Source organism: Vibrio sp. RE86, from assembly GCF_013114545.1.
GTDB lineage: Bacteria > Pseudomonadota > Gammaproteobacteria > Enterobacterales > Vibrionaceae > Vibrio.
The window spans coordinates 84,569-101,859 of the sequence record NZ_VTXI01000016.1 but is presented as its reverse complement, the minus strand read 5'-3'; the positions used below and the strand labels follow the sequence as shown (position 1 = coordinate 101,859).

Here is a 17,291-nt window from a genome sequence, read left to right as displayed (position 1 = left end):
ATGTTACTAGCAAACTCATGCAACGGAATTGTTATCGATGAGAAAACCGTCTATCTACCTTAACTGTGATATGGGAGAGAGCTTTGGTCAGTGGGAAATGGGCAATGATTCTGCTGTCATGCCTCACATTGACATGGCGAACATTGCATGTGGCTTCCACGCCTCTGATCCTTCCATTATGGATCATACGATTAAGCTCGCCTTAAGCCACGATGTAGAAATTGGCGCTCACCCAAGTTACCCAGATTTGCAGGGCTTTGGTCGCCGCTCTATTCCCATGCAGCCGCAAGAGATTACGGCGATGCTAATTTATCAAATTGGCGCGCTTGAGGCATTGTGCAGAAGCCATAACGTGGAACTTAAATACGTAAAGCCTCATGGTGCTTTATATAACGACATGCAAACGAATCCCGAAATTTTTGAAGCCGTCGTAGATGCCGTATCAAGCTTTTCTCTGCCACTAATGACGTTAGCGATCACCAATAATCAAGAATTACTTAACATCGCCGATCGCTATGAGGTCCCCCTGCTTTTTGAGGCATTTGCAGACCGACGTTATCTTGCTAATGGTCTTCTCGTTCCAAGAAGTTTATCAAATGCAGTGATTCATAATCGTGAAGAGTTGCTTGATCAAGTTGCTCAGATTGTTCGCTATAAAAAAGTTCGGACAATCGATGGCTACTCAATCCCGTTGGAAGCCGATACCATCTGTGTACATGGTGACAACGAAGAGAATATTGCGCTCATTCAAAACATTAAAAAGATCATCGAGACAGAGGGAAGCGCATAATGAAATTAGAAACCTCAATCGACCCTGTCGCCGAATGCTCTATTTTGATTCGTTTTAACCATGAGCCTAGCGACCACCTATCATGGGTAATTGGTGAAATAAGCCAATATTTAGCCAATCAACTTGGTGTTTGGGTGATGAACGTCACCCCTTCTTTCGACTCCATCTTAATTGATTATTTGCCCCATCGAATTTCGATCTTTGAGTTCGTCCCTTACCTTGAGAAAGTCGTCTTACAGGCCGTTGAAAATATGCCTGAGCAACACCAACCTCAAATACTCGAATTGCCAATCTACTACGACCTCGAAGTCGGCCCAGACCTTGCGACATATCAGCAAAACGGGCTTTCCATTGACCATGTTATTGAAACACACTTAGGCACAACCTATACCGTCAGTGCAATCGGGTTTGCGCCTGGTTTCGCATTTCTTACCGAGGTTGCATCGAGCCTGAGTTTACCTAGAAAGCCGTCCCCAAGAGTATCATTGCCGAAAGGAAGCGTTGGTATCGCCAATAATCAAACGGCTATCTATCCAAGCGAAAGCCCTGGGGGGTGGAATATTATCGGCAATTGCCCATCAGATTTGTATAACCCTCAAGATGCATCAATTTTGCCCTTTTCAATCGGTACACAGGTTAAGTTCACACGCATCGACCGCGAGGAATACCTCCAATTAGGCGGTGTCATCAAGGAGGGCTGGCAATGATTGGACGTCACTGTATTGAAGTTATAAAGCCCGGCCAACAAACCTTAATACAAGATTTCGGGCGTTATGGACTCGCCCATTTTGGTATTACACAAGGTGGGCCTGTTGACGATTACGCCTTCAGTTGGGCTAACTATTTACTTGGTAATCCGATGAACGTACCCACGCTTGAGATTACTTTAGGTCAAGCAGAGTTCTTAATTCATACCGACTGTGAAATGTCGATTTGTGGCGGGGATTTAAATGCCAAGCTTGATGGCGTTCAGTTAACAAACTGGTCGACATTCAAAGCCTTAAAAGGGCAACGACTGCGATTTGTATTGCCCAAGAATGGCCTGCGCAGCTATTTAGCAATCAAAGGTGGATTCGTTGTTTCGCCTCAGCTTGGCAGTGTCGCAACAGTGTCTAGGGACAAACTTGGAGGTCTAGCACAAGGGTATGCTTTGGCGCTGGGAGATATTCTCAACTTCACTCCCCATAAAATATCAAAACGCATCAAACAAATGACGTTTAGATACAAACCCGATTACAACTTACCGTTAGAACTGAGATTTATTGAAGGTTATCAAGTTGACGATTTCTCACGCGACGATGTTGATTCTCTATACCAACAGGAATTTGAAGTCAGCCAACTGATCAATCGCATGGGCTATCGATTAACTGGTGGTGCGATCACTCCTCCCAATAAGGAGTATTTAAGTGAAGGCATTGCTTTAGGCTCGGTGCAAGTTCCACCAAATGGTGAACCGATTGTGCTACTTAACGACAGGCAAACCATTGGCGGGTATCCTAAGTTAGGATGTGTTGCTCGTATCGACTTACCAAGACTAGCCCAAGCGAGACCTGGACAAAAAGTTCGTTTTGTTAAAGGGGATCTATTAGGGCTACAAGATGTTTGGGGTCAGTGGGCACGCTTCTTTGGCTACTAGATTAAAAAATAAAGGGTGACCTAGTCACCCTTTTGAATTTTCGCCATAACACTGCGCCAGTTGGATTGGATAACCTCGTTCTTGAGCAAGTTCGATGGCTTTTTCTTCGACTTGTTGAGGTGTAAGTGCCATCGTCACCGGGTGCAAAGACTCTATCGTTTGTCCCTGATAATCGAACAAGTTCCAGTGTTCGATCAGTTTAATCGCCGCTTCGAGCGCTGAAGAGCCTTTCACCACTTCTACTCGAGCGTAATGCTTCCCTTCAAAGGTAACATCAGCTGCGCGTAACGAGTCATCTTTGCCTGGTATTTGTTGTGCTCCGAATAAAGGCGTACCAAACTCGTTTGCACTCTGGTAACTAGGCACAAATCTCGACATATGATCAATCGCTTTACGGCTGCGCTCAATGATCACTTGTTCATCCCATCCTGCCTCTATTTTACGTTTTAGACGGGTTGGTAGCTCCGGTTGCGAGGAGTTTTTACATGAAGAGACCAAACCATCCTCAAATAACGTGATATCTTTCGTCATGCCATGAAGTTGGAAAATGCCATTTGGATAAGGCGTCAACTGAGCCATACCATTAGGCGTGCCGCGAGGACCATGGAAAATCACCTCTGGCCACAACTGTTCACATTCCTGCCACTGCGTGACATAAGCCGCTTTAAACTCAACTAGACGTTGGCGTGGCTTCTGTGCGAAATCATCGATTGCTCCCGTCTCATAACCACAAGCATTGACTAAGTAATCAACGTCCAATATCTGCTGCCTACTTAGATCGTCTTTGCACTCTATCTTCCAACCCGATTCAGTCTCTTGCACGCCAACAACTTCTGTACTGGTCAACAATTGGCAGTTAGGTAAGGCTTCGAGTGTAAGCGTTGCTGATGCGGCGATTCTAAACACACTCCAACCGTGTTCTTGTACGACGACAACTGGGAATTTAAGCGAATCGAGATCGGCGTGCTTAGCAAAAGGAATCATCCACTCGTCTACCGTGGTGGGTGATGATGATTGTTCCTTTTCAGCAAGCAGGTCTAGCTCATCTCGACTGTAGAATCGGTAGTAGTCGTTAGGTTCACCCAGCACTTTGTTCGCTGGGTCGTCTTCAACTAACTCTGTGTAGCACTTCTGGATAGTAATCAAACGCTCATAAAGTTCATCAGGACTACCGCCGTCACTGTATGGGACTGCAATAATCGTAGGACGTTGATTGATCGTTTGTGGGTATAGTCGTACCGTGTCGATTGACTGTTTAAGCAGCTCGATACATTGCTCAGTATCGATCTCTCTGTACAAATTACCACCAGCATGCAAATGGCATATAGGTGGGCCACTAACAAGTCCTGCCCCTTTTTCGATAAGGGTGACATTAAAACCAAGCTCGGCGGCATGAACCGCTGCGGTTGCACCTGCGATACCACCACCAATAATGGCAATACGAGGTTGATTAAGCTTTTGCTGTTTAGGTTGCATTAATGTGGCTAATTCATTCATTCTCAGCACATTTTACTGATTCTTGGCAGCGAATTAAATCACAATTTTTGCAGGGAGAATTTATGACATTTTCAAGTAAAAATAGTTAAAAAAGTACTTGACTCAGTATTTAAGAAATTTGAATAAATTGCCTTTGTGAATAACAAATCTCTTGGGAGCTTTTAGTATCGTGGCTTGAGGGAATTTGAAGGTTATCAACAGACCGAGTTATCCAAAACTTTATCCACTGTTTTTGTGGATAAGTGAATCACTCGGCCTGTGTATAATTAGCTGAACGCTTTATTTATGGGGGTTAACAGACGTTTTATCAGACTGTTCACAACTAAAGCAAGAGTCAAAAACGTACCGATTGGCAATGTTATCCATAACAAGACGTGCAGTTGAGGAGATAGATCAAAACCGAAGGACATAATCGCCCCCACTACAGCTTCAGAGCCAATTATAGCGATACTACTCGCCACTAAAGCCATCAATCCATATTCTGCCCAAATGGTTTGTTGTACCCTCTTTTTACTAGCGCCGAGAGTTCGGTAAAGTTGAATCTCGTCTTGTCTTTGACCCAAGCTTAATCTGAGCAAAGTAAAGATCAGAAGAAGGCCCGATAGAACACCAATTCCTGCAAGTAGCGTAATTGACCAAACAATCTGTGACAGTAGTTCCTGTATTTTTGCTCCCATTGAACGAACGTCCATGAGACTGACTGTTGGGTGATTTCGAGAGAGTTCATTTAATGTCTCATCATTACTCTCATCGACTTTAAAGCTGACCAGGTACGTCGAGGGAATGCTTGCCAAGACATCAGGAGTGAATATGAAGTAAAAGTTAGGCTTCATATCACGCCATTCCACAGCTCGAATCGAATTGACTGTTGCAATTACCTCCTGGCTGTTAATGACAAATGAGAGCTCATCACCAATATTTAGGCCGAGATCATTCGCAACATCCGATTCAACAGATACACCAGAAGAGCTTGTCCATGCTCCCTCTAGCACCTCGTTGTGACTAGGGATGGCATCTGCAAACGTGAAGTTAATCTCTCTTCTAAGAGCATCTGACCCTTCCTCTCCCTTTGCTTGTGCTTTCGCATCTTCACCATTGATGTTGACTAAGCGGCCGCGAATGATCGGATAAGCATCAGACCGTTGTATATCGCTTTGATCAAGTACCTGCAAATACGCATCTTTTTCATAAGGCGCAATATTTAACGCAAATGCATTAGGCGCATCAGCCGGAAGCGTTCTCTGCCAATCTCCTAATAGATCGGTCCTAACTAGCCACATTGTCGACAGCAACATTAATGACAGAGCCAAAGCACCAAACTGAATACCTGTTGCTGTTACTGAGCGGTTTATTCGACTTAATGCCAGTTTAAGCGCAGTGCCCAGTGTCAGTTTACCAAGCAGCTTAGTCACCACCACGCTCACCATGGCGAGAATCAGGAATAGAGCGATCATTCCGCCAAGAACAATCCATACCAGAAGGTTATCTCGGTAAGCGACCAGCATTGCTACGATAGGAACAAGTACAAGTGCAAACCTCAAATATGACTGTTCACTATGATTTGCTGGTTGCATAACGTTAACCGCACTCACACTGGTGAGTCCCATTAAAGGAATACCCAGTGCAGGTATCGCGATGAGTAGACTGGTACTCACTGAAACAATCGCAGGTTTTATCCCATAACTAGGAAGTGGATTAGGCAACAGATCAACAAGCGGAATACGCAGTAGAAACTCAAGCCCTATTCCTAACATAATGCCAAGCACAATCGCCGTAACCAGTAGAATCGACACTTGAGTCATCAACCAACGACTTACCCAGCGCTTGCTTGCACCCAAACTCTTCAACATTGCGATGGTTTTCTTACGTGTCGCAACATAGTGCTGACAAGTCAAAACCAAGGTTGTGGCTGCCATAATGACGACAATCGCAACCGTTAAAGAAAGGTACTGCTCTGTACGTTGAAACACCTCATTAGTTCGGCTTGCGCTATTTTGGTCACGCCAACGATCGCTTGGTGTTAATTCTACTTGAGACTTAAGTGAGTCAATGGAGTCAGAATCACCATTTATGAACACACTGTAGCGAACTCGGCTTCCAATTTGGATTGCGCCAGTCTTATCTAAGTCATTGGAGTGGATAAACGCTGAAGGCATCTGCTGAAATGGATTAAAACTTAAACCTGGCTCTTCAACAATACGGCCTGAAACTGTGAAATCGGCATCACCGACCGTAATTGGGTCACCAATCTTAACATCCAATTGATTAAAGAGACGCTCATCCAACCACAGTTCGTTAGGCTTTACTCGCTCAAACGTTTGAGTGCCGTTTGATAGCTTCATTTCGCCCTGAAGTGGATAGATGTCATCAACCGCTTTCACCGTAATCAATTTCATTCCATTGTCGCTAAAAGCCATGGTCGCGAAGCGTGTTTGAGTTGACGTTTCCAGTGACGAGTCAGCGAGCAACTGATTAAACTCAGCGGAGATGGGATTAGAAGAGACATACACAGTATCTGCGGTTAACGCCTCTTTACCCTGTTTCACCACCACTTGCTCCATACGCTCTGCCAATGCAGTCAGTGCGAAAATACAAGCAATGATAAGTACGAGTGCGATGGCAACCGGCCAAAGTTGCCCTTGACGAATCTCACTAAAACTCCATTGAATGAGACGTTTGTTTAAGCCTGAGCCATTTTGTGTTGCCATTATGACTCCTCCAGCTTCCCTGCTTTCATTCTAAAGATTCGGTCACAACGTTCCGCTAGCTTCTGGTCATGCGTGACAAGAACCAGCGTCGTACCGTGTTCTTTATTCAGGTCGAACAACAGTTTGACTACATTTTCCGCGGTTTGCTGATCTAAGTTTCCTGTCGGCTCATCAGCGAAAAGAATTTTCGGCTCAATCATAAATGCGCGAGCCAGGGCAACACGCTGCTGCTCGCCGCCTGACAATTGAGCAGGAGAATGCTGAATACGCTTCCCGAGCCCAACTGACTCAAGAAGCTGTGTCGCTCTTTGTTTATTTTCCGCTTCACCTTTAAGTAAGCATGGAAGAGTGACGTTATCGAGCGCACTGAGACTTGGAATCAGAAGGAAGCTTTGAAACACGAAGCCAATTGACTCACTTCGGATTGCTGCACGAGCTTCGTCGTCTAACTCATGTAGTGGTTTACCAAGTAGCTCTACTGAACCATTTGTAGGCGTATCTAGTCCCGCCAGTAAGGTCATCAGTGTCGATTTACCAGCACCCGACGTACCGACAATCGCAACACTTTCACCCTCTTTGATTTCTAAATTTACATTATCAAGGATTGTTAATTGTTCTTGATTAGTAGAGACTTGTTTGCATAGTGAATCTGCTTTTATTACGGATGTTTGCATGTTTCGAAGACTTTCCTTTCTACTTTTAATCTTTGTTTTTAATCCTGCTCATAGCGCGACACTGATGATTTTAGGTGACAGCTTAAGTGCGGGTTATCAGATGCCTATCACTCAAGCATGGCCTACGCTCTTGCCTAACGAGTTGAAACAGCAAGGCAAAGACATCAATGTCATTAATGCCAGTATCTCAGGCGACACAACGGGCAATGGTCTAGCACGTTTGCCAAATTTACTCGCTCAACATCGCCCAGACTACGTGTTAATTGAGCTTGGTGCTAACGACGGTTTAAGAGGTTTTCCACCTAAACTCATTGAAAACAACTTAACACAAATGATCTCTATGATCCGTGAATCCAATGCGAAACCTCTACTCATGCAGATCCATGTTCTTCCTAACTATGGCAAGCGCTATACAGAAGCGTTCTCTTCTACATTCCCGAACGTCTCGACATCACAAGAAGTTCCCTTGCTGCCCTTCTTTTTAGAGGGCGTTATCATTAAGCCGGAATGGATGATGGACGACGGTCTGCACCCTAAATCAGACGCTCAGCCTTGGATTGCAAATTTCGTTGCTGGTGAGCTAATTAATCACCTCTAATTGCCCTAGCTCAATAAACTTTACAAAGCTTTACGCTAACTTGATTTCGTACGCTTTGTGATTAAAGGAATAACTATGATTATTAAACCTGTTATTGAGGGTGTGGTCGCTCGTAGCGCTCATCCATTAGGCTGTAAAGAAGCGGTACGCCAACAAATTGAGTACGCTAAATCCGCTTCCCCGATCACTAATGGGCCTAAACGTGTTCTTATTATTGGCGGCTCGTCAGGCTTTGGGCTTGCCTCTCGAATTGCTTTGACGTTTGGCGGTTCTCAATCCGATACCATCAGTGTCTCTTTTGAGCGAAGCCCATCAGAGAACAGTTTAGGTAGTGCAGGATTTTACAATAATCATTATTTCGAACAATTCGCTAACGAGGCTAGCCGCCTTGCAGTGAACATTCAAGGCGATGCGTTTTCTAATGACTTAAAAGCACAAGTCGTCGAAGCTATTGAGACCTACTTTGAAGGTGAAGTCGACTTGGTCATATACAGTGTCGCAAGTGGCATACGTAAAGATCACGAATCTGGTCAGGTGTGGCGCTCTGTTATCAAGCCCACTGGCGAAAGTGTATCAGGGGCGATTTTGTCTCTTGAAGACGATACCTGGCGCAGTACTACCCTGACATCCGCCAACAACGAAGAAATCGACGCAACCATCAAAGTGATGGGAGGTGAAGATTGGGAAGCTTGGATCGATACACTGATCAATTCAGAGTCGGTTGCTCAAGGTTGCAAAACCATAGCATTCTCATACGTGGGCCCAGAGATCACACACCCCATCTATCTTGAAGGCACGCTAGGCTCTGCAAAAGCCGACCTTCATCAAACTAGTCACTCCCTAAATTTGAAGCTAGCGAATTTCGATGGCGGAGCATACGCGACTGTGTGTAAGGCGTTAGTCACGAAGGCCAGTGTGTTTATTCCGGGATTTGCACCTTACATGATCGCGCTATACAAAGTTATGAAGCAGAAAGGCACACACGAAGGCTGTATTGAGCAAATGCAACGCCTTTTCACCAGTAAGTTGTATCGAGATGGCTCAGTCCCTGTTGATAACGAACGATTAATCCGTATTGATGACTTAGAACTTGATGCGGACACTCAAGAACAAGTCGAGAAACTTCTGCTGGAAATGAATGACGAGAACTTCCAAAACATCACAGATTACTCTGGGTTTAAGCAAGAGTTCCTGAATCTTAATGGTTTTGGGTTCGACAACATAGATTATCAACAACCCACAAATACTGATGAATTTGTAAATTAAAGACTTTGTTCTACAAAGGCTGTCTCAAATTTAATACAAGAGTTCAACTAAAACCCTGAGAACGTCGCTCAGGGTTTTTTTTCGTCTTTTCATCATGCATGCTTAGCTTAGACATTCGGTTATACATAAATCACGTGTTACCGACTATGATTAAAATATCAAGGGCAAGGAATGCCCTTTGTATACATCTGCCCATAGGGATTTAAGTATGTCAAAGTTGAATACTTCCAACATGAACATACCTCCAGAAATGAGCGCTGGATGGCAAGAGGTGGTAAACCTTCTTGCGGAAATCATATCCGTACCAGCCGCTCTTATTATGAGAGTTCATTCTGAACACATTGAGGTATTTTCTGCAAACAGCAACAAAAACCACCCTTACCACATCGGTGATTCAGAATCGCTCGGTCAAGGGCTGTATTGTGAAACGGTAATTAATGAGAATCGACAGTTATTGGTCCCTGACGCGTCAAAAGACAAAGCGTGGTGTAACAACCCTGATATTAAGTTCGGTTTAATTGCGTACTGTGGCCTCCCCCTAAATTGGCCTAATGGTGATGCGTTTGGAACTATCTGTGTGCTCGATAGTGAAGAAAATCACTTCTCAGCAACCTATCAACAGCTACTTGCGTCGTTCAAAAATGCGATTGAAGCTCAGTTAAAAACGGTTTATCAAAACTACCAACTGCAGCAACTAAACCTAGACCTTGAGTCTCGCGTCACGACTCGAACGCAAGATCTCGTCGATTTAAACTACTCTTTGAATCAAGAAATTGACAAACGTCGCGCCGCGGAACGCACTATTCGTTATCAACAGCGTCACGATCTAGGCACTGGTTTTTTGAACCGAACCTCTATTGAACTTCATACTGAAGAACTGCTTTCTCGCCAAAACACCACTCAAGACCAAAAGGTGGGTGTAATCCATGTTGGGTTTACCAACGGTCGACGGATACAATCGCGCCACGGTTATTCTGCATGGGAAAACATCCTGATCGAGTTTAAACGCCGCTTACAGTTACATGCTCAGTTTGACGTGTTCACGGCTAGGCCACGTTCCAGTGAGTTAGTTTTCGTATTCAAAACCGACAATTTCGAGCAGCAGATCAACATGCTCTGCCAAGAGCTTGTCGATGTGAGCCAATCCGAGTTTTATATCGAAGGTGAACACCTTCATCTTCATAGCTATATCGGCATCGCAAGTTCAGACGATACTCACTGCCCTAAAAACTTACTCAAATTTGCGTCTGAAGCAATGCAATCGTGTAAGGATTCAGGACATAAGTTTAGCTTCTATTCCGAAGATCTTTCTGATACTCAAAAAAACATAAATCAGCTGGAAAGCTACCTACTTCAAGCGGTACGCAACGACGATCTTCTACTCTATTTCCAACCTAAAGTATCACCAGAAACACACAGGTGGGTCGGTGCAGAGGCACTGATTCGTTGGCGTCACCCCATCTTAGGTGACATATCCAATGAAACACTGATTCATCTAGCCGAACAAAATGGTTTGATCTTCGAGGTGGGTAGCTTTGTTTTACGTTCAGCGATTCAGAAAGCCGCAGAGTGGCGCCACAAGGTACAAGACTTCAAAATCAGCATCAACGTATCTGCTGTACAGATACAAAGCCCTCAGTTTGCGTCTCAGATCCATGACCTTTTGTCTGCTTACCAACTACCGGGGTCATACCTTGAGTTGGAAGTCACCGAAAGCGGATTGATTGCCAATGAAATCGTCGCTAGAAATACATTGGAATCACTCAGCAAACTCGGAGTGACCCTGTCACTTGATGATTTCGGAACTGGCTACGCGTCATTCAACTACCTCAAGAAATTTCCGTTTGATGCCATTAAGGTCGATAGAAGTTTTGTTCAACAACTCGAAATCAATGACGAAGATAGAGAGATCGTTCGCTCTATCATCAGTATCGCTAAAAAGTTGAACCTCGAAGTGACCGTAGAAGGCATTGAAAACGAACAGCACGAAGCGTTTATTTTGCGTGAAGGTTGTGATGTTGGACAAGGCTACCTTTACGGTAAACCCATGCCCTGTGACGAGTTTGAGGCTAATCTGTTAAACCAAAACTACCCAAGCTCAAACTACTCCTACGGCTAGTCTTTCAGTTATCCCTTTACTCTACGGCGAGCGGTTTCTATAATCCTCGCCTTTCTTGTTCTAAGCAAATGAAATCAATATGGATCAACTTACTGCCACCTTAAAAAAAATCGAAAAACAGAACTACCGTGCTTATCAGCAGATTAAGGGTCAGTATGACTTCGGTGACTACACCTTCCATATTGACTACGTTCAAGGTGACCCTTATGCCTCTGCTTCACGCGTGAGAGCGATACGCCCTTGGTCCGTAACAGGATTAGCTTGGATCCGCGAGCAATCCACGGCTTACCAGATTGCGGCACGCGATTTTATTGCGCGTAGTTTTGCTGAGTTCGCGAAACAAGAGCAAAGTATCAGTATCGCACTGACTGGCCAGACAGTATTAGACAGCACCGCAGTGTTATTCACTGACCAAGGTATTGAGTTACGCTTCCGTATGGATTTACCTGCTGAAGGTCGTTCTGTTCTGGGCAAGAAGGCGAACAATATTCTTACGTTCCATCTTCCTAAATTTATTCGCCGTTGCACGCTAGAACGTGAACTCGACAAATCAGCTCTGCTTAAGCACTGCCAAACGGTTGAAGATCAAGTTGCTATGCGCGCACAGCTAGAAGACAAAGGCTTAATTGCGTTCGTTGGCAATGGTTCTGTGCTCCCTCGAATTGCGGGTAACTGCGACCTACCGATGAAAGATGCAGTTGAATTCAAAGCCCCTAGCTCACTAGAAGTGACTTTAGATACTCCAAATCAAGGTAAGGTTGTCGGTTTAGGTATTCCGAAAGGAATCACACTGATTGTCGGTGGTGGTTTCCACGGTAAGTCTACGTTATTAAATGCCATAGAGCGTTCAATCTATGATCACATTCCTGGTGATGGCCGTGAGCTAATCGTGACTAACCAAGAGTCGATGAAGATTCGCGCTGAAGATGGACGTTGTGTTCATAACTTAAACCTATCGAACTACATCAACCATCTGCCAATGGGCAAAGATACTGCTGACTTTTCGACGCAAGATGCTTCAGGTTCGACATCTCAAGCAGCTTGGCTACAAGAGTCTATTGAAGCAGGCGCGCAAGCTATGCTGATTGACGAAGATACGTCAGCAACTAACTTTATGATCCGTGATGAACGAATGCAGGCGTTAGTTTCTAAGGGCGATGAACCGATTACTCCTCTCGTTGATCGTATCGGCCAACTGCGTGATGACCTAAACGTATCAACCATCATCGTTATGGGTGGCTCTGGTGACTACCTTGATGTTGCGAACACTGTGATTCAAATGCATGATTATCAAGCGCTGGATGTAACGGAAAAAGCGAAGCAAGTGATTGCCCAGCACCCTTCACAGCGTGAAAACGAAAGTGAAAGTGAACTAGAAACGTTCCGTCCACGTCAGTTTAACTGCTCAGCACTACAGAAGATTCTTGCTGACGGTAAGTTTAGAATCTCAGCCAAGGGTAAAGATTCACTGCGTTTCGGCAAGGAGTTCGCAGACCTCAGTGCGTTAGAACAATTAGAGTCAAGCAGTGAGCTTCAAGCTATCGGTTGGTTATGGTTCTCTCTAGCACAACAGCCAGGTTGGTCGAAAAACCCAGCGAAGCAAATTAGCGAACAACTCAAAGGTGATTGGTCAGCGGTAATGCCAATTCAAGGTGACCTTGCTAAACCGAGAACGCTGGATGTAATGGCTGCGCTTAACAGAATGCGCAAGTCACAGTTCAAAGCGGTCAATTAAACCTTCTTTATTTTGAAACATAAAAAGCGCCTACATGGCGCTTTTTTATTTAGACAACGTCTGAAACATTAATGCCTAAGAACGTGCCAAGCCTCACACAACACTTGAAACTGCTCACTATTGCCATTTTCTCTGTCTGGGTGCCACTTCAATGCGAGTTTACGCCACGTTTTACGTATCTCCGCTGTCGTTGCATCATGAGGAAGTTTGAACAAACTTAGTGCTTTTGCCCTGTCCATATCTTTACCATTGGTACTACCAACAAATTCACGATAGCGCGTCCAAAATTCATTCAATAGACGTTTTACTTCGCCCTCTTCTGCTTCGTAGTTTTTCCAGTGGATGTAGTAATCTCTTAGAGGATCATGATGATCAACCGCATGACCTTCAACCTGATGAGACGGCATTAGTACAATATTCATCGCTTCAACTTGTACCCACTTATCGGGGTAAAGCGTCTCTTGCAGTTGGTAAAGTGCGTTCATGATAAGAAAGTTACGTTTAAACAGATCTTTCTCAGGAGAATCGTCAAGGATTGGAATAAAACCAAGCTCACCAAGATGCGAAGCAAGAGTATGGACCTTCCAACCACTGGGTTGACTTTTTAACACTTCCAAAATTGGCCACAATAATGGGTTTTCCATGTACTGCTGAAATTGAGCAGTCAGTTCGTTATGTTCTTCCATAAGCCTCTCTCTAACGTTCTCTTTTTAATAAACGACATAAACGCCCGTTTGTCGAGAATGCGCTTTCACAATTGCTGTTTAAAACAAAAAAAGCCGCATTTCTTTCGAAATACGGCTTTAAAAACAATTCTTATAACTTAGATAACACCCAACTCACGAAGACGTTCCATCAGGTAGCTGTCAGCAGTGTGACGCTCTGAAAGCACGACCTCTGGCTTAGGGTGAAGGAACAACGGCAATGAGATACGCGAATGCTCTTGGCGACCACCTGTTGGATTAATCACGCGGTGCGTCGTCGATGGGAAGTAACCGCCTGACGCTTCTTGCAACATATCACCGATGTTGATGATTAGGTTACCGAAATCACACGGTACGTCTAACCAGTCACCCTCTTTTGACAATACCTGTAAACCAGGCTCGTTTGCCGCAGGTAGCACAGTAAGCAGGTTAATGTCTTCGTGTGCCGCTGCACGAATTGCGCCAGGCTCTTCTTCACCAGTCATTGGTGGGTAATGCAAAATGCGAAGCAGTGTTTTCTGGCTGCCGTTGATCATTTCTGAAAGTGCGATAGAAAACTTCTCTTGCACTTCAACAGGTGCATGAGCTTCAACCCAACCTAGTAGCTCTTCGGCAAATGCGTTCGCACGGTTGTAATAATCCAGAATCTGCTCTTTTAGTTCCTCTGGAATTTGGCCCCACGGGTAAACATGGAAATACTCTTTGATGTCTTTTACTGAGTGACCTTTAGCCACTTCTGACACGCTCGGTGGAAAATAACCGTCTTGAGTTTCAACGTTGAAATGAAACTCCTCTTTGCGCTCTGAAGTGAAGAATTTGTACCAATTTTCGTAGATTGACTCTACCAACTCTTTTGGAATCGGGTGGTTTTTAAGTACACCAAAACCTGTCTCACGAAGAGACGCAACAAATTGCTCGGCAGCGTTGTCTGCTAAATAATCGACTGTTTCCAATTGCATGACTGATACTTTTTAATAGTTATGTAGTGAGGCGCTGATTGTATGTGGCACACCTTTCTAAAGCAAACGATAAGCTAATAACGCATTTCATTTGCATGAAGAGTGTGCAAGGTCGCTAACTTTCAACAATTACGGTAAATACTTGTGTGATACAGATACCCTAGCAACGAGTACTCTGTTCTATCCACGATAAGTATGGATTGAATCCTTCAACAAACGGGATTTGTACGACTTGAGGGGTTTCATAACTATGGGTATCTACAATGACATGCTCTAGCTCTGCATAACAGGCTTTTTTAGTTTTCATGATCAGTAGTGTTTCGTTATCGGTGCAAAGTTCACCTTTCCACATGTAGTGACTTTCAATAGACATTGTTTGTATACAAGCCGCTAACTCCCGACCCAACACTTCTTTGATGATTGCTTTGCAATTTGCTTCGTTATTCGTCGTCGTGAGGGTGATACAAAACTGTCCACTCATAACATTCACTCTCTATTTTTGTATGATGACTGGGTAGTCGTCGTTGATTAACTCTTTAACAAAACAAGAACCTGAGCCCGTGTAAGCAATCCAAACCTTCTTTTTCGCTCGTGTCAGTGCGACATAAAACAGACGGCGCTCTTCCGAATGTGCGAAGGTATCTTCTGACTTGGTTAGCGCGCTATCTAAATGCAGCGCTTTCACTCTCGTTGGGAACTGACCTTCATCAACACCAACAATAATGACAAAGTCTGCCTCTCGGCCCTTACTCGCATGGCACGTCATAAAGTCGATATTGAGTGACGCAAAGTTTTTCTGCCAATCTGCCAAAAGCTCTGGTTTATGGTAGTGATTGCGCCCAAGCAGCAGTACCGTTTGTGTTGATTTAGCACTTCGATTTAACTGATCGAGTACTTTCTCAATACTGCTCTGAGGAATTAAAGTAACAGCCTTCGCTTTTTGCTCTTTATGACTGTTTAGCGTCTTCTCTATCTGAGCTGGGTTTTGCTGTACAAATCGATTGGCTACCGCGCCAAGCTGATTGTTAAATCGATACGTTGTATCTAAATAATGGGTCGTCGAGTTAGGGAAGCGTTCAGAGAATCCGGTCGTCAGATCGACATCGGAGCCTGCAAATTGATAAATTGATTGCCAATCATCGCCCACAGCAAACAGTACGCAACCCTTCTCATTTGATCGCTTGCACAATGCTTCGATGAGCTCCAACCTTTGAGGAGAGATATCTTGGTACTCATCAATCATAATGTAGCGCCAAGGCGATGTGAACTTGCCCTTATTAACTAACTGGGTAGCACGAGAAATCATCAAGTTAAAGTCAATATGACCCTGCTCTTTCAACTGTTGCTGCCATGCTTGATAACATGGCCAAACCAACGCCAATTCACTATTGAGGCGTGTATACTCATGGTTATCAACCAAAGATTGCTGAATCTCTTTTTTGCTTTTTCCCAACATCGCCAACTGAGCAACTTGTTTCTCAAGCCAACCAATCAGCTTCGGGTTCTCAACGTGGCTACCTAATTCATCATCACCAGCTAAATACGCTATCGGCCACTTAGCGAGGTGTTTTTGCCAACGTTTGAAATTCGTCGGTGTCATCCAATGCTTCTTAAGCCAATCAATACACCAGTTGTGTCTCTGATTATCATCGCTGACTAGAGGTGACAGCGTCACTTGACTACCTTCCGATTGATTGAGTATGTGCAGTCCTAACTGATGGAATGTGTTGACTTTAATTTGAGAGGCACCGCCTCCGATCTTAGTGTCGAGACGTTCCTTCATCTCTTTGCTCGCGTCTTTACCAAACGAGAGCATTAGAATCTCTTCTGGCTGTGCAAGATGACTTTGCAGAAGATAGGCCACACGAGCCGTCAGTACGCTTGTCTTGCCCGAACCAGCTCCAGCAAGAACCAGATTGTTATCGTCATTCAACAAAACAGCTTGTTTCTGACTTAGATTCAGAGGCGATGACTCGATTTGGGAAAACAGTACATTCCAGTTCTCAAGCTCATTGACCATCCAATCATCATTTCTCATCGATAGTTGGACACTCGTTTGTTCAATCCAAGGTTGTAATGCGCTCATTCGAGCAGGTAGACGTAAAAGTGCATCTTCCACTTCGACATCCATATCAACAAAATCTTGAATAACGGCACTGCGCCACTCTTCAATCGAAGAATGCGCAAGAAAGGAAGGTTGGTGTTTAAGTTGATAAAGCCCCTCTTCCCACTTAGGAAGGTATTGAATGAGCTGTTCGCACTGCTTTTTATGCCACTGCTGATACGTTGCAATGGCAAAACGAGCAAATTCACGGCACTTATCTGCCGGTAAACCTTGAACCAGCCAAGCTTGCTCACGCTCATCTTCTTCGTGAGCATAAAAGAGTAAACCGCCCCAGATTAGGCCATTTTTAACTTTAACTCGCCCACTCCAAACATTGAACGGTATGGTTTCTTGACTCGTTTCTGAATTAAGAATAAGTGCGTCGTGTGTGACTTCTACTTGGTTGTATTCGCGTTGAACAAAAAACTGTGCAGTCTTGTTTGCGGTTAGCTGCATTATTGATAAGCCTTAAAATTCCCTTACTCGCATCATAACGTAATT

General features: G+C 44.3%; 14 protein-coding genes. 7 read left to right on the top strand and 7 right to left on the bottom strand.

What is annotated here, in order from left to right; all coding sequences use genetic code 11:
* The first annotated feature begins 37 nt into the window (after positions 1 to 37).
* The 3 genes from F0231_RS15150 to F0231_RS15140 are packed head-to-tail and all read left to right on the top strand — an operon-like array spanning position 38 to position 2,426.
* Positions 38 to 790: a 5-oxoprolinase subunit PxpA gene (locus F0231_RS15150; RefSeq protein ID WP_171760539.1), complete on the top strand. Its 753-nt coding sequence runs from the start codon at positions 38 to 40 to the stop codon at positions 788 to 790.
* A complete protein-coding gene (locus tag F0231_RS15145; RefSeq protein WP_171760538.1) occupies positions 790 to 1,497 on the top strand; it encodes an allophanate hydrolase subunit 1 in 708 nt (235 codons plus the stop codon). The genes F0231_RS15150 and F0231_RS15145 overlap by 1 nt, the downstream gene beginning before the upstream one ends.
* A complete protein-coding gene (locus F0231_RS15140; protein ID WP_171760537.1) occupies positions 1,494 to 2,426 on the top strand; it encodes a biotin-dependent carboxyltransferase family protein in 933 nt (310 codons plus the stop codon). The genes F0231_RS15145 and F0231_RS15140 overlap by 4 nt, the downstream gene beginning before the upstream one ends.
* A gap of 24 nt (positions 2,427 to 2,450) precedes the next feature.
* On the opposite strand, the gene F0231_RS15135 is transcribed toward F0231_RS15140, so the two are convergent.
* The 3 genes from F0231_RS15135 to F0231_RS15125 all read right to left on the bottom strand — a co-directional run bounded on the left by F0231_RS15135 (position 2,451) and on the right by F0231_RS15125 (position 7,305).
* Positions 2,451 to 3,923: an FAD-dependent oxidoreductase gene (locus F0231_RS15135; protein ID WP_171760536.1), complete on the bottom strand. Its 1,473-nt coding sequence runs from the start codon at positions 3,921 to 3,923 to the stop codon at positions 2,451 to 2,453.
* Between the two features lie 266 nt (positions 3,924 to 4,189).
* The gene (locus F0231_RS15130; RefSeq protein ID WP_171760535.1) at positions 4,190 to 6,631 is read right to left on the bottom strand and encodes an ABC transporter permease; all 2,442 of its coding nucleotides are present in this window, start codon (positions 6,629 to 6,631) and stop codon (positions 4,190 to 4,192) included.
* On the bottom strand, positions 6,631 to 7,305 hold the full coding sequence (locus F0231_RS15125; protein ID WP_171760534.1) for an ABC transporter ATP-binding protein: 675 nt from the start codon (positions 7,303 to 7,305) through the stop codon (positions 6,631 to 6,633). The genes F0231_RS15130 and F0231_RS15125 overlap by 1 nt, the downstream gene beginning before the upstream one ends.
* Here F0231_RS15125 and tesA point away from each other — a divergent pair.
* The 4 genes from tesA (at position 7,304) to F0231_RS15105 (ending at position 13,023) form a co-directional block, all read left to right on the top strand.
* Entirely contained in the window at positions 7,304 to 7,903 is a 600-nt protein-coding gene (gene tesA / locus F0231_RS15120; protein ID WP_171760533.1) for a multifunctional acyl-CoA thioesterase I/protease I/lysophospholipase L1, read from the top strand. The two genes, F0231_RS15125 and tesA, sit on opposite strands and share 2 nt — an antisense overlap.
* Positions 7,904 to 7,978: 75 nt before the next feature.
* Positions 7,979 to 9,169, top strand: a complete 1,191-nt coding sequence (fabV, locus tag F0231_RS15115; protein ID WP_171760532.1) for an enoyl-ACP reductase FabV — start codon at positions 7,979 to 7,981, stop codon at positions 9,167 to 9,169.
* A gap of 208 nt (positions 9,170 to 9,377) precedes the next feature.
* A complete protein-coding gene (locus F0231_RS15110) occupies positions 9,378 to 11,288 on the top strand; it encodes an EAL domain-containing protein (RefSeq protein ID WP_171760531.1) in 1,911 nt (636 codons plus the stop codon).
* 79 nt (positions 11,289 to 11,367) lie between these two features.
* Positions 11,368 to 13,023: an ABC-ATPase domain-containing protein gene (locus F0231_RS15105; protein WP_171760530.1), complete on the top strand. Its 1,656-nt coding sequence runs from the start codon at positions 11,368 to 11,370 to the stop codon at positions 13,021 to 13,023.
* A 68-nt stretch (positions 13,024 to 13,091) separates the two neighbouring features.
* On the opposite strand, the gene F0231_RS15100 is transcribed toward F0231_RS15105, so the two are convergent.
* The 4 genes from F0231_RS15100 to helD all read right to left on the bottom strand — a co-directional run bounded on the left by F0231_RS15100 (position 13,092) and on the right by helD (position 17,246).
* Positions 13,092 to 13,709 (bottom strand): DNA-J related domain-containing protein, encoded by a 618-nt coding sequence (locus F0231_RS15100; RefSeq protein WP_171760529.1) that lies wholly within the window; start codon positions 13,707 to 13,709, stop codon positions 13,092 to 13,094.
* Between the two features lie 137 nt (positions 13,710 to 13,846).
* Positions 13,847 to 14,686 carry an isopenicillin N synthase family oxygenase gene (locus tag F0231_RS15095; protein ID WP_171760528.1) on the bottom strand — a complete coding sequence of 280 codons (840 nt, stop codon included), beginning with the start codon at positions 14,684 to 14,686 and terminating at the stop codon, positions 13,847 to 13,849.
* 160 nt (positions 14,687 to 14,846) lie between these two features.
* The gene (gene cutA, locus F0231_RS15090; RefSeq protein WP_171760527.1) at positions 14,847 to 15,167 is read right to left on the bottom strand and encodes a divalent-cation tolerance protein CutA; all 321 of its coding nucleotides are present in this window, start codon (positions 15,165 to 15,167) and stop codon (positions 14,847 to 14,849) included.
* A gap of 12 nt (positions 15,168 to 15,179) precedes the next feature.
* On the bottom strand, positions 15,180 to 17,246 hold the full coding sequence (gene helD, locus F0231_RS15085) for a DNA helicase IV (protein WP_171760526.1): 2,067 nt from the start codon (positions 17,244 to 17,246) through the stop codon (positions 15,180 to 15,182).
* Positions 17,247 to 17,291: the final 45 nt, after the last annotated feature.

Excerpts from the sequence above, each read along its gene's own strand:
- F0231_RS15150 (WP_171760539.1), top strand. The coding sequence starts at position 38 with ATGAGAAAACCGTCTATCTACCTTAACTGTGATATGGGAGAGAGCTTT.
- F0231_RS15145 (WP_171760538.1), top strand. The coding sequence starts at position 790 with ATGAAATTAGAAACCTCAATCGACCCTGTCGCCGAATGCTCTATTTTG.
- F0231_RS15140 (WP_171760537.1), top strand. The coding sequence starts at position 1,494 with ATGATTGGACGTCACTGTATTGAAGTTATAAAGCCCGGCCAACAAACC.
- F0231_RS15135 (WP_171760536.1), bottom strand. The coding sequence starts at position 3,923 with ATGAATGAATTAGCCACATTAATGCAACCTAAACAGCAAAAGCTTAAT.
- F0231_RS15130 (WP_171760535.1), bottom strand. The coding sequence starts at position 6,631 with ATGGCAACACAAAATGGCTCAGGCTTAAACAAACGTCTCATTCAATGG.
- tesA (WP_171760533.1), top strand. The coding sequence starts at position 7,304 with ATGTTTCGAAGACTTTCCTTTCTACTTTTAATCTTTGTTTTTAATCCT.
- F0231_RS15125 (WP_171760534.1), bottom strand. The coding sequence starts at position 7,305 with ATGCAAACATCCGTAATAAAAGCAGATTCACTATGCAAACAAGTCTCT.
- fabV (WP_171760532.1), top strand. The coding sequence starts at position 7,979 with ATGATTATTAAACCTGTTATTGAGGGTGTGGTCGCTCGTAGCGCTCAT.
- F0231_RS15110 (WP_171760531.1), top strand. The coding sequence starts at position 9,378 with ATGTCAAAGTTGAATACTTCCAACATGAACATACCTCCAGAAATGAGC.
- F0231_RS15105 (WP_171760530.1), top strand. The coding sequence starts at position 11,368 with ATGGATCAACTTACTGCCACCTTAAAAAAAATCGAAAAACAGAACTAC.
- F0231_RS15100 (WP_171760529.1), bottom strand. The coding sequence starts at position 13,709 with ATGGAAGAACATAACGAACTGACTGCTCAATTTCAGCAGTACATGGAA.
- F0231_RS15095 (WP_171760528.1), bottom strand. The coding sequence starts at position 14,686 with ATGCAATTGGAAACAGTCGATTATTTAGCAGACAACGCTGCCGAGCAA.
- cutA (WP_171760527.1), bottom strand. The coding sequence starts at position 15,167 with ATGAGTGGACAGTTTTGTATCACCCTCACGACGACGAATAACGAAGCA.
- helD (WP_171760526.1), bottom strand. The coding sequence starts at position 17,246 with ATGCAGCTAACCGCAAACAAGACTGCACAGTTTTTTGTTCAACGCGAA.